This window comes from Actinomadura rudentiformis (genome assembly GCF_008923185.1).
Lineage (GTDB): Bacteria > Actinomycetota > Actinomycetes > Streptosporangiales > Streptosporangiaceae > Spirillospora > Spirillospora rudentiformis.
The window spans coordinates 423,268-439,096 of sequence record NZ_WBMT01000002.1; the positions used below are offsets into that span (position 1 = coordinate 423,268).

At 67.5% G+C, this 15,829-nt stretch carries 16 protein-coding genes and 1 pseudogene; 10 read left to right on the top strand and 7 right to left on the bottom strand.

All coding sequences use genetic code 11. From position 1 onward, the window contains the following. Window positions 1–25 precede the first annotated feature (25 nt). The 4 genes from F8566_RS05410 to F8566_RS05425 form a co-directional block, all read right to left on the bottom strand. Entirely contained in the window at window positions 26–802 is a 777-nt protein-coding gene (locus F8566_RS05410) for an MOSC domain-containing protein (protein ID WP_151558614.1), read from the bottom strand. A gap of 1,014 nt (window positions 803–1,816) precedes the next feature. Further along, on the bottom strand, window positions 1,817–3,829 hold the full coding sequence (locus F8566_RS05415) for a hypothetical protein (RefSeq protein WP_151558616.1): 2,013 nt from the start codon (window positions 3,827–3,829) through the stop codon (window positions 1,817–1,819). 2 nt (window positions 3,830–3,831) lie between these two features. Next, entirely contained in the window at window positions 3,832–4,074 is a 243-nt protein-coding gene (locus F8566_RS05420) for a hypothetical protein (protein WP_151558618.1), read from the bottom strand. A 141-nt stretch (window positions 4,075–4,215) separates the two neighbouring features. Beyond that, a complete protein-coding gene (locus tag F8566_RS05425) occupies window positions 4,216–4,488 on the bottom strand; it encodes a WXG100 family type VII secretion target (protein WP_151558621.1) in 273 nt (90 codons plus the stop codon). Between the two features lie 522 nt (window positions 4,489–5,010). Between F8566_RS05425 and F8566_RS05430 the strand changes: the two genes are divergently transcribed. After that, complete coding sequence (locus tag F8566_RS05430) at window positions 5,011–5,799, top strand: SAM-dependent methyltransferase (RefSeq protein ID WP_151558622.1); 789 nt, start codon at window positions 5,011–5,013, stop codon at window positions 5,797–5,799. Window positions 5,800–5,867: 68 nt separating this feature from the next. Here F8566_RS05430 and F8566_RS05435 read toward each other — a convergent pair whose 3' ends face one another. Both F8566_RS05435 and F8566_RS05440 read right to left on the bottom strand, forming a co-directional pair. Next, window positions 5,868–6,407 carry a hypothetical protein gene (locus tag F8566_RS05435; protein WP_151558624.1) on the bottom strand — a complete coding sequence of 180 codons (540 nt, stop codon included), beginning with the start codon at window positions 6,405–6,407 and terminating at the stop codon, window positions 5,868–5,870. Between the two features lie 1,057 nt (window positions 6,408–7,464). Then, window positions 7,465–8,586 carry a CobW family GTP-binding protein gene (locus F8566_RS05440; protein ID WP_151558626.1) on the bottom strand — a complete coding sequence of 374 codons (1,122 nt, stop codon included), beginning with the start codon at window positions 8,584–8,586 and terminating at the stop codon, window positions 7,465–7,467. An 80-nt stretch (window positions 8,587–8,666) separates the two neighbouring features. On the opposite strand from F8566_RS05440, the gene rpmG reads away from it, so the two are divergent. From rpmG to F8566_RS05475, 8 genes and pseudogenes are all read left to right on the top strand, one after another. Then, window positions 8,667–8,831 carry a 50S ribosomal protein L33 gene (rpmG, locus tag F8566_RS05445; RefSeq protein WP_151558628.1) on the top strand — a complete coding sequence of 55 codons (165 nt, stop codon included), beginning with the start codon at window positions 8,667–8,669 and terminating at the stop codon, window positions 8,829–8,831. Beyond that, a complete protein-coding gene (locus F8566_RS05450) occupies window positions 8,828–9,079 on the top strand; it encodes a type B 50S ribosomal protein L31 (protein WP_151558630.1) in 252 nt (83 codons plus the stop codon). Before rpmG ends, F8566_RS05450 begins: the two co-directional genes overlap by 4 nt. Then, window positions 9,079–9,315 (top strand): 50S ribosomal protein L28, encoded by a 237-nt coding sequence (gene rpmB, locus F8566_RS05455; protein ID WP_151558632.1) that lies wholly within the window; start codon window positions 9,079–9,081, stop codon window positions 9,313–9,315. The genes F8566_RS05450 and rpmB overlap by 1 nt, the downstream gene beginning before the upstream one ends. Beyond that, a complete protein-coding gene (locus F8566_RS53240) occupies window positions 9,315–9,458 on the top strand; it encodes a hypothetical protein (RefSeq protein WP_225992898.1) in 144 nt (47 codons plus the stop codon). Before rpmB ends, F8566_RS53240 begins: the two co-directional genes overlap by 1 nt. A 21-nt stretch (window positions 9,459–9,479) precedes the next feature. Next, window positions 9,480–9,620 (top strand): annotated as a pseudogene (locus tag F8566_RS53245) (30S ribosomal protein S14); the annotation flags it as partial. 353 nt (window positions 9,621–9,973) lie between these two features. Then, window positions 9,974–11,740: an acetyl/propionyl/methylcrotonyl-CoA carboxylase subunit alpha gene (locus tag F8566_RS05465; protein ID WP_151558634.1), complete on the top strand. Its 1,767-nt coding sequence runs from the start codon at window positions 9,974–9,976 to the stop codon at window positions 11,738–11,740. A gap of 190 nt (window positions 11,741–11,930) precedes the next feature. Then, window positions 11,931–13,247 carry a hypothetical protein gene (locus F8566_RS05470; RefSeq protein WP_192809526.1) on the top strand — a complete coding sequence of 439 codons (1,317 nt, stop codon included), beginning with the start codon at window positions 11,931–11,933 and terminating at the stop codon, window positions 13,245–13,247. A gap of 156 nt (window positions 13,248–13,403) precedes the next feature. Beyond that, on the top strand, window positions 13,404–13,712 hold the full coding sequence (locus F8566_RS05475) for a DUF5313 family protein (protein WP_151558636.1): 309 nt from the start codon (window positions 13,404–13,406) through the stop codon (window positions 13,710–13,712). Between the two features lie 81 nt (window positions 13,713–13,793). On the opposite strand, the gene F8566_RS05480 is transcribed toward F8566_RS05475, so the two are convergent. Next, window positions 13,794–15,179 (bottom strand): NAD(P)H-quinone dehydrogenase, encoded by a 1,386-nt coding sequence (locus F8566_RS05480; RefSeq protein WP_151558638.1) that lies wholly within the window; start codon window positions 15,177–15,179, stop codon window positions 13,794–13,796. Between the two features lie 190 nt (window positions 15,180–15,369). Between F8566_RS05480 and F8566_RS05485 the strand changes: the two genes are divergently transcribed. Further along, window positions 15,370–15,822, top strand: coding sequence for a gamma-glutamylcyclotransferase (locus F8566_RS05485; protein WP_151558640.1), 453 nt, complete (start codon window positions 15,370–15,372; stop codon window positions 15,820–15,822). The last annotated feature ends 7 nt before the right edge of the window (window positions 15,823–15,829 follow it).

Sequence of the window (15,829 nt, forward strand, 5' to 3'; positions counted from 1 at the left end):
CAGGTCATACGCGTGTTTTACCGCGTCACGAACACACAGCCACCTCCCCCACCCGCAAGGTCCCAAGTCCGCGTGGCACCCCCAGCCGCCCGAACATGATCGCCCGACCGCCCTCAAAGCTGGAGGTCCGGTATGCGGCAAGCGTCTTCAGCGGCTCCCGGCCCCTCCGCCCGGTGTCCTGGTCGGTGTTGATGATGACGCACCGCCCGCACGGTCGGATCAGCTCGATCTCCACCTCGCCCACCCGGATCCTGGAGACCGCGTCCTCCCCGTACGCCCCCAGCCCCTCCACCACGACGTTGGGCCGGAACCGCCGCATCGGCAGCGGCTCAGCCAACCGCCCGTTCAGGTCATCCAAAGACTCCACGGACAGCACCGAGATGGGCTCGCCATCCCCGTACATCATCGAGCCGCCCCGCTTAACGACCCGCACGCCGGCAAAGCGCACCAACCGAACGTCCTCGCGCAGCATCTCACCGAGCCATGCCGCCACCTCATCGCCCTGGTCCACGCCCAGACAAGCTTGCCCGTGCACGCTCACATCGCGCACCGGCCCCGGCTCCGGCTCGTACACGAGCGTCGAATAACCCATCTGAACGGTCAGTTTGACCCCGTCGAACGAGGGCCGCAGCAAAGCAAGCCCCGGCACCTCCCGCTGCGAAAGATGTCTCCCGTCCGACCGGATGACCATGAACTCCCGGTCGTACCTCAACCCGGTGGCCAGCACCTCGGCCTCACTCACCGAAGTCCCGCCCGCACTCTTGATCGGATACACATTCAACTGCCGCACAACCACCGTCACCGGACGGACGCTACGTCTCCCCAGCCCTCAAAGCCAGAAAAACAAGCCCTTCCTAACAAAACTCCGTCAAGTTGAACTGACTTGGCACCGGGCCTAGAGGCCCGACTACTACCACCCACTCGCACCACCCTTCCCCCCGGTCTGCTGATGCACTCCTGGCCATGACGAACATGAAGAATCCTCTGCGGGTACTTCAGGCCAAAATACAGTCAAGCATGGCACTCTACTTTCGTCAGGAACGTCGCCATTGCCCGGACATCAAGAACCGGCATCCCTTAGGTCTCGCTCTCAATAAACAGACAGAATACGATTTATGACTCACGCAACCAGTTCAGCAGGTGTCCTCACTCTGGGCCCGGACAACCCCTTACCCCAACAACTGGGAGCCTGACACAGAAGGTGACCTCTTCCGGCACAACGACATTCGCCATTACAGGGGCCCTGGCCTACACTCATGCAGTTGCCCGAACCGCCTTTGGGCGATCACCATAAAGTCGATCATGTCCTGTACAGCGTCCCGCCCACGCACCACCGGGGCGAAATCGATCCGAATCCACGGTTTCTCTTTTCCGCAGCGGAACAGGGCGATCACATAGTTAGGTCGGGCCACCGCTCCGGAGGGAGGAATGACAACGGCCAATCCCCAGCCAAGACTTCTGGGCAAGGATTGGGAGGCCTCACCCGCCCAATACTCCTGCTGACCTCGTACGATCCTCTCTCCGTCGCTATACGACCAATTCACACCGAGTGGCGCTTCCTGCCCCTTGGCATACGCCAAGCAGAGACCATTGCTGGGCTGCGGACCATTGACCCAGTGGGCATCCACTGGTATGGCCAAGCCTGTGACACGGCGAAATGCCTTCTCGGGAACGAGATCACATAGGTAGGGAGAACTATCCGCCACCTTTAAAGTAACCGGCGGCGAAGGCGCACGCACCGGCGTAGCTTGATCACATCCAGCGATCGCGCACTGAACAGTGATGATGGCGCCTGCCCACCAACGCCTCGCGAGAATCATCGCTGTCCGGTCGGTAGGACGTTTTGACCTGCTGAGTTCTTGTAATGACCGGTGACCTCTTCCATGCCCTCGCGGATCGATCCCTTGGCAATGTGCCCAAGCTTGCTCAACCCGACACGGTCATTAGCCCAAGCCAAGAACGCCTCGAATTGTCTGCCATCCATGGACTCGAGAGACCGAATCTTGGGATCCTCTTCGGAGGTAGCGAACGGCTGCCCTCTCAAGTCCTTTGGGTTGTAGCGGTGGTGGGTTATCAGGGAGGTGGCGATCATTTGGTTGATGAGCTTTTCTACGGCTTCGGTGTTGGACTTGGGGGCGAGGATGGCGTCGTTGGGCTTTTCGGCCATGCGGCGGGCTAGCCAGGCGGTGAGGGTGTTCATGACCTGGCTGACCGTGATTCTGTAGGCCTGGCCTGCGGCGGGCGCTCGCGTGGAGATGCCCTGTTCTACCTTGTCGGAGGCGAAGCCGAGGCCTAGGGAGACGTAGCCCTGAATCTGTTGCAGGTCGGCGGCCAGGCGGGCGTTCTCTCCCCAGACGGACTGGTTGCGGGCTTCGAGGAGATGGCCGAACATCCAGCCTTCGCGGACGATTGTGCTCTCAAGGTGTCGGGAGTTCCTGGTGACCGATCTGTCGATGGAGAGCTTGGCGTGTGCGATCTGGGCCTTGAGCAGGATGTCGAAGGCGTTCGCGTCGCGGGCTATGTCGAGGAGCAGGTAGTCGAGGTCCACGTCGTTCATCGGCGTGCTGCCGGACGGTGAGTTGTACCGGAACGACTGGTAGACGTCGTTGACCTTCTCGATGTGAGTGGCGAGAACCTGTGCCATGGAGGGCCGCAGGGCGGAGAGCGCGTCGAGCTTCTCCTGGTCCTTGATGGAGACGTGGCCGTCCTTCACGGCGAAGAGGTCCTTGGCGTCGTCGGCGAGGATCTTGCCGGCTGTGAAGGCCAGGCGTTCGGAGACTTCGTCTTGGCCTGCGGCGGCGGTCTGGAGGGTCTTGCCCAGGGCGGCACCGCGGTCTGTTTGGCCCCAGAGGTCGCGGCGGTCGCGGAGGAGGTATTCGAGGTTCGAGAGCCTCATGCGGGGTGGGGTGTCGACTGTGGGTGGACCCATTGGGGCGTGATTGAGGAGGGCTTGGGCTCCCTCGCGGCCGGACGCGGCGGCGGCGTTGAGGAGGGGGATGAGGAAGTCGGTCTTGCGGTGGTTGAACCTGCCGGCGAGGTCGGGCAGTGGGCTGCCCAGGAGGGCCTTGCGGACGACTCGGTCGTATTCGGTCATGTCGCCGCCCACGACCTTGATGAAGCGGGCGGAAAAGCGGGTGTCTGCGGCGGCCATCAGAGTCGAGAGCGATTGGTAGCCGGCATAGCCGTACGGCGGTTTGGTGCCTGGCGGGAACGTCGTGCGGCCGGCTTCCGTGAGCTCGATGAGGAAGGTGTCGCCTGCGTAGGCGTGGCGGTGAGGGTTTGTGGCCAGGGCAAGGCTGCGCCCCAGAAGGGCCAGAATGTTTTGGTCGTTGCGGAACGCAGCTGGGAGCTTGAGTAGGTCTTCGGCACCCAGCGCCTCCAGGAGGGCCCTGGCGAAAGCCGGAGTGATGTCGTTCGGTTCGTAGCGGCGGAGGCCTTGCAGGGCCTTGGGGTCGTTCTTGGCCGCGCGATGCAGGAGAGGGGGCAGGCGGCGGCCTTCGGCATAGGCGACCTGGTCGGTGTAGCGGTCCGGCAACGTGATGAAGTTGCCGTCAGGGCGGCAGACGCTGAACGTCAGTTTCTGGCGGTCGAGGTCGTGCGCAAGTGTGTTGCGGCGGCGCAGGTCAGCGGCGGCTTCTTGGGCCCACGCGGCGATTCGTTGGATCTCCTGCGCGGGGGTGGTGCTGACGCCGGCGCCGTTCAGTGCCTGCCAGAGCTGGTCGGCCATCTCCGCCAGCCGCGGCCCGGCCTTGGTCATGTCCTGCGTCATCTGCTCGAACTGCGCGAGCTTCACTCCGCACGTGTCGGGTCCGAGCCAGTTGTCCGCCACCGTCAGCTGGCCAGGGGGCGGCGGATCTTTTCCTGGACGAGGTCCAGCGCTTTGCGTATCTGCGCGTGGAGCTCGGCGTCGCTGCGTTCGAGCCGGCGGTCGAACGACCTGGCGGAGGCGCCGCCGACCCAGGCGTGGTCGCCCATGGCCTGGCGCGGCCGCGTGAACGTGTGCCAATGGTCGTTCGACAGCTGTTGGATGCGTCCCAGCAGGAGTTGCAGCCTGAAGCGCTCAGCCTCGTCCACGTCCGCCTCCGTTCTTTCGAACGAGACTGCCAGCCGGAGTGGGAGCTCGTCACGCAACGGAATCAGATCGTTACGCTGAGAATGGCGCGGGCCCCGACCTCGGGGGGATGGGCCGGGACCCGCGGTCTCGCAGAGGCGACGTCAGCGTGTGGCCGCCTCGATGTTCTGCTGGGAGCGCTTGATGTCCTGGCTGCCCTGCTCGAGGGCGACGGCCATCTTGTCGAAGGCCGTCTTGGCCTCCATCCACGCGCTGCGGAACCGGTCGGCGCCCGGGCCCCACCAGATCTCGGTACTGCTGACCGTTCGGCCGTTGAGGTCCTTGATCAGGGCGTCGAGGTTCTTGGAGTGCTTGCTGAACATGCGGGACAGGTCTTCCAGTGCCCCGATGCTGGCGCCCCGCTTGTCACCGCTCATTGCACCGATCCCTTTCGCCGCACTGCCGGAAGAATGGCTGCCAGCCTACGCCCCACGGATCACAGTAATCCACCCGTACGAGGGCCCGCACCTGCCGATTCGGGCGTTTTCCGGTGGACCGGCGGTGGCCGGAAGCGGCCACAGCGGTCCTGACACGGCCCCAACTGCCGTCACGCTGCGCAGTTGGTTGACGAACATTATTACCGAACGTCAATGTATGTGCGGGACAAACGCCTTTCCCGTCGGCCTTCCATTCGAATCAGAACGCCTGTTTTACGGGAATGCACACTTCGCCATTGATCGACTAAGCAATTCGCTCTCAGGGCCATTGCCGATGGGTCACGTGACAACGTCGGGCGGCGCCGCGCGCGGAGGTGCCGAACGAGTTGTGGCGGGCGGAGGAGCAGGTCAGGACGTGCTTGCGGGCGGCGAATTTCGGCCGGGGGCGGCCAAAGTCAGGTGGCGGGCCGGGTGGTAGTGCGAAGATCTCGGGGCACTGTGTCAGGAGAGTGAGAACCGCCGATGAGTAAGCCTCCCGAAATCGACAGCACCGTGCCGCACTCGGCACGGATCTGGAATTACCTGTTGGGAGGGAAGGACTACTACCCCGTCGACCAGCGTGCCGGCGACATGGTGTGCGGCATCTTCCCCGGCATGGTGGAGCTGAGCCGGCAGTCTCGCCACATGCTCGCCCGCGTGGTGCGCTGGCTCGCAGGTGAGGCGGGGGTCCGCCAGTTCCTGGACGTCGGCACCGGGCTTCCCGTGGTCGACAACACCCATGAGGTCGCTCAGCGGGTGGCTCCCGAATCGCGGATCGTGTACGTGGACAACGACCCGTTGGTGCTCGCGTACGCCCAGGCCCTGCTCACGAGCACCCCGGAGGGGGCGACCGACTACATCCAGGCGGACGCGCGCGATCCGGAGAAGATCCTGGCCGCGGCAGCGCGCACTCTGGACTTCAGCCAGCCCGTCGCGCTCATGCTCATGGGCCTCCTGGGATTGGTCCGCGACTACGACGAGGCTCGTTCGATCGTGGAACGGCTGGTGGCGGGACTGCCGTCAGGCAGTTACCTGGCGCTCTACGACGGCACCGACACCGAGCCGGCGTACGTGGAGGCGCTCAGGCGCTACAACGCCGGGAAGGGAGTGATCCCCTACACGGCCCGCAGCCCGCAGCTGATCGCCCGCTACTTCGACGGCCTCGAGGTGCTGGAGCCTGGCATCGTTCCGGTGTCGAGATGGCGCCCTGAGCCGTTGGATGAGACTCCCGAGGTGGCCTGCGCAGGCGGAGTCGGGCGCAAGAACGCCTGAACAGAGTGAACGCCGACAAGCGCGGCCTGTCGCGCACAACGACCACGGGCGATCATGCTCGGTCTCACTCAGTGGTGGTCCGGGTCGTTGACAGGGTGGACGGAGGGGTCCAGGACTCGTTCGCCCACCAGGGTGATCTGCTCTCCTTGGGTCGTGAACTCGAACCGGCGGCGCACCGACTGGGTGAGGCTGCCGTTCTCGTAGCGGACCTCGGTGTGCTCTGTGGCCTCCAGCGTGATGCGGTCGCCCGTCCGAACCGCACGATCGGCGCGGAGGCGCGTGCGGGCGCCGGTGTACGCGGGACCGCCCTCGACGGGGGCGCGGTTGCGATTCGCCAACTCCCGCAAGGCTCGGTCCTGGTTGCGTACGACCACGGGTGATATCTGGACGCCGAGCACCTCGGAGGGGCTTTGCCGGTCGCGTCGCCGGGGCTTCTGGACGAGCGCCTCCGAACGGCGTTCCAGCAGCGACCGTGCGGCGACGGTGAGCTGCTGTTTGGTCTCGTCGTCCACGGTCGGCCGGCTCACCACCGGGGCGGACGACGGCAACATCACGCATGCGGCGATGGCGAGGACCATCGCCAGGCCGGAACGTGTCCCGCGGGCCATCGGTCTCCTCTGTTGATCAGTCGCGAAGATACACCGGCGAAACCCCCGACGGGAGAGGCAAATCAGTCCGAATCACCCCGGAGTCGCCAGGACCAGATCACCCAGAATCACCACGCACAGCCCCAGCCACGACACGCCCCGAACAACCCGGCCCCGAACAACCACAGACAAGCAGCCCAAGCCCTCCACGAACGACCAAGCCAAGCCCCACCGCACGATCCCCCACTGCGCGGCCTCCAGTATCGCCACGCTGGAAACGACCACGAGTGGAACGATCCAGCTCACGGCACCCGCAGATGGAACGGCCAAGCCGTCCGCGAACGATCCGCCGCCGCGCCGAACGGTCCACCTCCGTACCCCGCGACGGCAACAATCCGGCTCAGAAGACCACAGCCGAACGCTTCAGCTCAGTCCGCCCGCGAACGGAGCATCTTGCGACGCCACTGGCTGACCAGGTCAGCGACCACGGGCGGACCGCCTCGGGACCGGACCGCCTCGGACAGCCGCAGGCCAAAGCAGCTCACGACGCCCGCAAACCAGACCAGCTAGGAACGCCCGCAAGCTGGATCGGCACACGACGACCGCGCCGGATCGGCTCACGACGGCCGCAGACCGGATCGGCACACGGCTACCGCAGACCGGATTACATCGGGACGCTTGCAGGTTGGATCGGCTCACGACGGCCGCAGGCCAGATTGGCTCAGGACCCCGCAGAGCGGATCGGCACACGATGGTCGCAGGCCGGATCGGTGCAGGACGCCCACAGACCGGATCGGCTCACGATGGTCACCGGCCTGATCGCATCGGCACGTCCGCAGGCTGGATCAGTTCACGACGGCCGCAGACCGGATCGGCTCAGGACCTCCGCAAACCGGATCGGCACACGGCTGCCGCAGACCGGATTGCATCGGGACGCCTGCAGGTTGGATCGGCTCACGACGGCCGCAGGCCAGATTGGCTCAGGACCCCGCAGAGCGGATCGGCACACGATGGTCGCAGGCCGGATCGGTGCAGGACGGTCGCGGAGCGGATCGGCGCTTGGGGGATGCAGGGCAGGTCAGTCGAGGACGCCTGCGAATGGGTCGGTGTAGGTGGCCCAGGCGTCGGAGCCGGCGCGCATTTCGGCTTCGGTGAGCAGGCACCGGTCGAGGAGGTGGGTCATGGCGGGGCGGTCAAGTTCTGGGCCGGTGAACGCGAGCAGTTGGGTGCGGTCGCCGGTCTTCGGCCGCCAGTCCAGGGCGGCGGCGGCGCGGCGGGCGGGTGTGGCTTTGGACCACGCGCGGCTGGAGCGGGCGGCGAGCCACCGGCCGCGGTCCTCGATGGCCAGCAGACCGGACACGCAGTCCCAGCCCAGGAGCACGTCTGGACGGTTCGCCAGCCATAGGCGCCCACGGCTCCGTACGGCACACGTCGCCAGATCGTCGATCGCCTCGTACAGCCGGACGGGGTGGAGCGGACGGGGGCGCCGCCAGATCAGTGTGGCGACTCCGTCGGAATTCTGGTCGACCGGCAGGCGCAGGCTCTCCGGATCGACCCGGGCTGCGAGTGTCTCGGCGTCGAGCGAGCCGTGCGGGGCCGTGAGCTCGTCGAGCAGAGTGACCGGCGTGCCGGCACCCAGGTGTTCGAGCACGGTGCGCGCCAGGAGGACGTCCTCCGGCTCCCCGGCGCCGAGGACGAGATTCGACGCGTACTCGATCTGGCGGACGAGGACCTCTGCCACGTAGCGCTCGTCCTCCTCGGACGCCGTCAGTGCCCGGTCCCGCAGGCGTTCGCCACCGCCCAGGTCGTTCAGCACGCCGGCGGGGTCCGCTGCCGTGAGCACACCCGCGAGATGTACGCCGGGCACCTTGGCCGCGATCTGTTCGGCGACGGCACGTGGTTCGACAGAGCCCCAGGTCTCGATGACGAGGAGGCGTGCCTCGCCGGCCAGGCGCTCGACCGCGGGCAGCACGTCCTCGCGGATGGTGCACGAAACGCAGCCGTGCGCCAGGCGTACATCGGCTCGTTCCCGCACTCCCCATGCGTCGAGCACGACGCGTTCGACCTGGCCATGGTCGATGCCGCGCAGGTCGTGGTGAACGGCGACGGAGTACGGCGTGGCCGCCAGAAGCCTGCGCACGGCTTCGGCGCGCACCTCAGCGTGCAGACCCGCGACCACGACGACCGGAATGCTCGACATCCTGCTTACCCTCCCCGGAATGAAAACGGTTATCATTATGTTTGCACAAGCACGGAAGCACTGCCGACAGAGAGGGCTCCATGGCCAGGAACGAGCTCCGGCCGGTGATCAAGCTCAGGTCGACCGCCGGCACCGGTCACACGTACGTGACCACCAAGAACCGCCGGAACGACCCCGACCGCCTGACCCTCCGCAAGTACGACCCGATCGTGCGCAGGCACGTGGACTACCGGGAGGAACGATGAAGAAGAACATCCACCCCGACTACCGGCCCGTCGTCTTCCGCGACCGCGGCGCCGACTTCGCCTTCCTGACCCGTTCGACGGTGGCCTCCGACCGCACGATCGAATGGGAGGACGGCAACTCCTACCCCGTCGTCGACGTGGACGTCTCGTCCGCGAGCCACCCGTTCTACACGGGCAAGAGCCGCGTGGTGGACTCCACGGGCGCGGTGGAGAAGTTCAACCGGCGCTACGCGCGGGGCCGCGGCTGATGTCCCGGCGTTGCCGGCTGACGGGCCGCGGACCGGGGTTCGGCAGGCGGGTGTCGCACTCGCACCGCCGGACCCCGCGCCGCTTCGACGTGAACGTGCAGCGCAAGCGCTACTGGCTGCCGAGCGAGCGGCGGTACGTGACGCTCACGTTGAGCACCAAGGCCATCAAGACCATCGACAAGATCGGCATCGACCGGGCGGTGGCCCGGATCAGGGCACGCGGGGAGAAGGTCTGATGGCCAAGAAGAGCAAGATCGCGGCCAACGAACGGCGGCGCGCCGTGGTGGCACGCCATGCCGCCCGCCGCGCCGAGCTCAAGCGGCTCGTGCGCAGCCCCGGCGTCGCCCCGAGGTCCGCGCCGCGGCCGTACGTGAGCTGAGCCGCCAACCCCGCGACGCCAGGCCCCACGCGGATCCGCAACCGCGACGCCGTCGACGGCCGCCCCCGCGGGCACCTTCGCAAGTTCGGCCTCAGCCGCATCCGGTTCCGCGAACTGGCCCACCGAGGCGAGCTCCCAGGCATCCGCAAGTCCAGCTGGTAAACCCGACCCCCGCGCGTGCCGGTTCCCCTGCGTTCCCGTCCCCGGCACGCGCGGGTTCAGACTGCCTGGCTCTCCTCACACAAGTCGGGCGCTTGCTGTAGCGGTCCTGGCGAGCCTTTGTCCGTGGCCGCGTCGACCTTCGCCGAGGCAACGCGCGTGCCCGACGCGCTCTTGTCCGCCACATCCCGCCCTCCTCCGCTGGTGGGCGGTCGTTTCCGGGGGAGCCGTCGGGCGCGGTGACGGGCGTCCTGGGCGCCTGCTTCACAAGGGGGAATGGGCGATAAGGAGGGGCTTACAAAAGTCTGCGGAGGGGGTTATCTAGACTGCGTGCGAGGTTCAGGGAGGAGACCCACGTGCGCAAGGTCCTGATCGCCAACCGCGGGGAGATCGCGGTTCGTATTGCCCGAGCCTGTCGCGATGCGGGTTTGGCCAGCGTGGCGGTGTACGCCGAGCCGGATCTCGACGCGTTGCATGTTCGGGTGGCGGACGAGGCGTACGCGCTCGGCGGCTCGACGGCCGCAGACAGCTACCTGGACATCGACAAGCTGCTGAAGGTCGCCGCTGACGCGGGCGCTGACGCGGTGCATCCGGGTTATGGGTTCCTGGCCGAGAACGCCGACTTCGCCGCTGCGGTCATGGCGGCGGGGTTGACGTGGATCGGGCCGCCGCCTGCCGCGATCACGGCGCTGGGCGACAAGGTGCAGGCGCGGCACATCGCGCAGAAGGTCGGTGCGCCGCTGGTGGCGGGCACCAAGGACCCGGTGTCGGGTGCCGATGAGGTGGTGGCGTTCGCACGCGAGTACGGGCTGCCGATCGCCATCAAGGCCGCCTATGGCGGTGGTGGCCGCGGGCTGAAGGTCGCCCGCACCCTGGAGGAAGTCCCTGAGCTGTATGACTCGGCGGTACGGGAGGCAATTGGCGCGTTCGGGCGAGGTGAGTGCTTCGTCGAGCGCTATCTGGACAAGCCGCGGCATGTGGAGACGCAGTGCCTCGCCGACACCCACGGCAACGTCGTGGTGGTGTCGACGCGGGACTGCTCGTTGCAGCGCCGCCACCAGAAACTGGTAGAAGAGGCCCCTGCCCCGTTCCTGACCGACGAGCAGGTCGACCTGCTCTACAAGTCTTCCAAGGCGATCCTGCGCGAGGCGGGGTACGTGGGGGCGGGGACGTGCGAGTTCCTGGTCGGCCAGGACGGCACCATCTCCTTCCTGGAGGTCAACACCCGTCTGCAGGTGGAGCACCCGGTCACCGAAGAGGTCGCAGGGATCGACCTGGTGCGCGAGATGTTCCGGATCGCTGCCGGTGAAGAGCTGGGCTACGACGATCCCGTACTGCGCGGCCACTCGATAGAGTTCCGGTTGAACGCCGAGGACGCGGGCCGTGGATTCCTGCCCGCGGTCGGCACGCTGACCACCTGGGAGCCGCCGTCGGGGCCGGGAGTGCGGCTGGACTCGGGCTATGTCGAGGGGCAGACGGTGCCGCAGGCGTTCGACTCGCTGATCGCCAAGCTCATCGTCACCGGCGCGACTCGCCGGCAGGCGGTCGAACGTTCCCGCCGCGCGCTGGCCGAGTTCGCCATCGAGGGCATGCCCACCGTGCTGCCCTTCCACCAGGCCGTCCTGGCCGACCCCGCCTTCGTGCCCGCCGATCCCCACGAGCCGTTCACCGTCCACACCCGGTGGATCGAAACCGAGTTCGACAACCAGATCCCGCCGTACGACGCGGGCGTGGCGACCGGCGAGCCCGACGCCGGCGAACGTGAGCGGGTGACCGTCGAGGTCGGCGGCAAGCGCATCGAGGTCGTTCTCCCCGCCGGGCTGGGCGCCTCGACCGCCGCCGGCAAGACGGGAGCCCCGGCCAAACGGCGCGGCGGCAAGAAGGGCGGCGGCTCCCAGGCGTCCGGCGACTCCCTGGTCAGCCCCATGCAGGGCACGATCGTCAAGCTCGTCGCCGAAGAGGGCGCGACCGTGGCGGCCGGGGACACGATCGTGGTCCTGGAGGCCATGAAGATGGAGCAGCCCCTCACCGCCCACAAGGCCGGCACGATCACCGGCCTGGCGGCGGAGGTCGGGCAGACCGTCTCCAGCGGCGCGGTCATCTGCGAGATCAAGGATTCCTGACCGCCGCATTACCCGAACATCGAGCACCCCCGCCACCCGGCGGGGGTGCTTTCCGTTTCCGCGGGTATGGCCCCGGACAGGCCGTGCCCTGGGCATGACCTGGAGCAAGGCCGCTGACCTGCGGTGACGGGGCGTCGGAACGGAGTGTGCCGCGAACTCGTCTTACCAGGTGAGGAGGCAGACTGTCATCATGAGTTCCGAGCTTCGGTTGAGGCGCCCGGCACGCCGTTTCGCTGTGCCGACGATGATCGCCGCCGTCATGCTGCTGCTGTTCGGCTTCGCGGCACCCGCCCAGGCCGACGACGTCTCACAGATCGCCAAGGGCCTGACCAATTCCCGGCTGTACGTGACCACCGACTCCGGTGCGTCGCTGACGGACGCCGACAAGGCCGAGATCAATTCCGCGCTGGCCAACGACGGGGACGCCGACATCCGTGCCGTCGTGGTCAAACCCGGCCACTCCCAGCAGGCGCTGGGCTCCATGCTCAAGGCCGTCGGCAACCGGGTCGGCGAGGGCAAGACCTACGTTGCGATCGACGCCAACGGCCGGGAGATGGTCGGCGTCTCCAAGGACCTCTCCAGCAAAGAGATCAACCAGCTGATCGCCCAGACCTCCGGCGGCGGGATCAAGTCCCGGCTCACCGAGTTCGGGTCGCTCGCCGAGAAGAAGGCCGACGACCAGGCCCGATCCAGCATGATCGGCGCGTTCGTGACGCTGGGCGTGGTCATCCTGCTCCTGGCCGCCGCGTTCGCCGCGTTCCTCGTCGTGCGCGGCAAGCGCCGCAAGCGCGAAGAGCAGCAGATGGCCGAGCTCAAGCAGGGTGTCGAGGAGGACGTGACGCTGCTCGGCGAGGACATCGCCAAGCTCGACCTCAACGTCATGGACCAGAAGCTCGACCCCGAGATCCGCTCGGACTACGAGCGAGCCATGAACTCCTACGACGAGGCCAAGTCCGCGACCGCCAAGGCCGCCAAGCCGCAGGACATGCAGGCGGTCACCACGGCCCTGGAGGACGGCCGCTACTACATGACCGCGACGCGCGCCCGGATGGCCGGTGAGCCGGTGCCAGAGAAGCGCGCCCCCTGCTTCTTCAACCCCAACCACGGCCCGTCTACGCAGGACGTGATGTGGGCCCCACCTGGCAGCACGCCCCGTTCCGTCCCCGCATGTGAGGCCGACGCCCAGGCCGTGCTGAGCGGTGGAAACCCGGACATCCGCATGGTGCCGTACGGCGACGGCCGCCGTCCCTACTGGGACGCAGGCCCCGCCTACGGCCCCTATGCCGGCGGCTACTACTCCTCGTACGGCGGCATGGACCTCCTCAGCGGCATGATGATCGGCACCATGCTCGGCTCGATGATGGGCGGCTGGGGCGGCGGCTACAGCGACATGGGCGCCGGCGCCGGCGACATGGGCGGCTTCGGCGGTGACGGTGGCGATGTCGGCGGAGGCTGGGACTTCGGCTCCGGTGACTTCGGCGGCGGAGGCGACTTCGGCGGATTCTGACCCGCCCTCGTGGGGCGAGGGGTCCCAACGCCGCGGCCCCTCGCTCCACGCCCAGGCGCAGCGCACGCGAAGGTCCCGCTGCAGCCACCGCAGGGGAGGTACGAGGTCTCGGTGCCCCTGCCTCTTGAGGGTGTGGTTTGGGGGAATGACACCCAGATGACCCGGCTGGCTGGTGACCCGGGAGCTTGGCGGCGTGTTCGTTACGCGCTGGGGTTCCGGCTGCCCGCCGAGAACCGGGACTGGGTGCGGCATGACCTGACTGATGCGGGGTGGCGGGGACGGATGCTGTTCCGGCACCTCGCGATCATGATTCCGGTCTGCGTCGGGCTCGGGTTGCTGCCTGCCGAGTGGTGGATCCGGGTCATGGTCGGGATGCTGGCGCTGTTGGCCAGCATGTTCACCGTCGCGGTCAGTGCCGACGACCTGCGACGGTCGCGGCTGCGGCGGCACGGCCTTGATCAGTAGGCGCGGCCCGGATCGGTGGCGCGGCCGGATCGGTGGCGCGGCCGGATAGGTGGCGCGGCCGGATGGGTGGCGCGGCCTGGATCAGTAGGCGTGTTCGGTCATGAGGCGGCGGGCGGCCTCGGTGATGCTGCCCGACAGGGACGGGTAGACGGCGAAGGTGTGCGCCACCTGGTCGACCGTGAGGTGTTGCTGAACGGCGATGGAGAGGCCGAGGATCAGCTCGCTCGCCCGGGGGGCCACGATGACGCCGCCCAGGACGATGCCGGTCGAAGGGCGGCAGAAGAGCTTCACGAAGCCGTCTTCGAAGCCCTGCATCTTGGCGCGTGCGTTGCTGAAGAGCGGGAGCATGACCGTACGGGCGTTCACATCTCCGTCGTCGACCATCTTCTGGGAGACGCCCACCGAGGCCACCTCGGGGTCGGTGAAGATGTTGGACGACACCCAGCCCAGCTTGAGCGGCTGCACCGCCTCGCCCAGGGCGTGCCACATCGCGATCCGGCCCTGCATTCCCGCGACGGAGGCCAGCATGAGCACACCCGTGCAGTCTCCGGAGGCGTAGATGTGGGGGACGCTGGTACGGGAGACCTTGTCGACCTCCACGAAGCCGTGCGGGTTGAGGCGGACGCCGGCCTTTTCGAGGCCCATGCCGCGGGTGTTGGGCACCATGCCGACCGTCATGAGGCAGTGCGAGCCCTCGATCTTGGTGCCGTCCTCCAGCGTGACGATCACGCCGTCGCCGGAACGCTCCACGCCGCCGGCGCGGGACCGGGACATGACCTTCATCCCTCGGCGCAGAAAGACCTCCTGCAGGACGGCCGCGGCGTCGGCGTCCTCGGTGGGCAGGATGCGGTCGCGAGATGAGACGAGCGTCACCTTGGAGCCGAGGGAGAGATAGGCCCCTGCGAGCTCGGCACCGGTGACACCGGAACCGACCACGATCAGGTGCTCGGGGAGCTCCTGCAGGTCGTACAGCTGCCGCCAGTTGAGAATGCGCTCGCCGTCGGGCTCGGCCCCCGGGAGCACGCGGGGCGTGGCGCCGGTCGCGACGAGGATGATGTCGGCCCGCAGGTGACGGTCGCCGACCGCGACGACATGCGGTTCGACCAGGCGGGCCTCACCACGGACGATCTTGACCTCTTCGTAGGCCAGCCGCTCGGCGACGTCGAAGGACTGAGCCCGTGCCAGATCCTTGACGCGCTTGTTGACGGTGCACATGTCGGCTTCGAGACCGCCGACGATGCCGTCGGGGCCTCCGCTGAAGCGAAGCCCGAGACCCGCGGACTCCGACATGACCGCCATCCGGGTCGAGGTGGCGATGAGCGTCTTGGAGGGCACGCAGTCGGTCAGCACGCACGCCCCGCCGGGACCGTCGCGTTCCACCACGGTCACGTCGGCGCCGAGCTGCGCCGCGACGAGGGCGGCCTCGTAGCCGCCTGGGCCTCCTCCGATAATCACGATGCGGGTCACGACTTCTATTGTTTCCTACGCGAGGTAGTGACCTGACCGGTTCCCCCCATACAGGGAGTACTGACCGGTTCTCGCTGTGCTCACGGATGGCTGCTCGCCCCTGCGCCGCATGCCGGTGCGGCGGCGTACGCGTGGGCAACTAGAGACGCCCTAGCTGCGATCGTGGGAAATGCGCGTACGCTAGGCGACCGTGGCACTGTACGCGGCGTACGCCTCCAACTTGGACCCGGACCAGATGGCTTCCCGGGCTCCGCATTCGCCCATGCGCGGCACCGGCTGGCTTTCGGGGTGGCGGCTCACCTTCGGCGGTCAGGACGTCGGCTGGGACGGGGCCCTGGCGACCGTTGTCGAGGACGACGGTGAGCAGGTCTTCGTGGTGATCTACGACGTCCCCGAGTGGGACGAGAAGGAGCTGGACGCCTGGGAGGGCGCGGCCCTCGGCGTCTACCGCAAGATCAGGGTCAGGGTGGAGACCCTGGACGGTGATGTGCTCTGCTGGCTCTACGTCCTCGACGACTACGAGGGCGGGCTGCCCTCGGCGCGCTACCTGGGCATCCTGGCGGACGCCGCTGAGGCGGCGGGGGCGCCGGACGACTATGTGAAGGACCTCCGGACCCGTCCCTGCAAGTCACTGGGCGATTGAGAGCCGC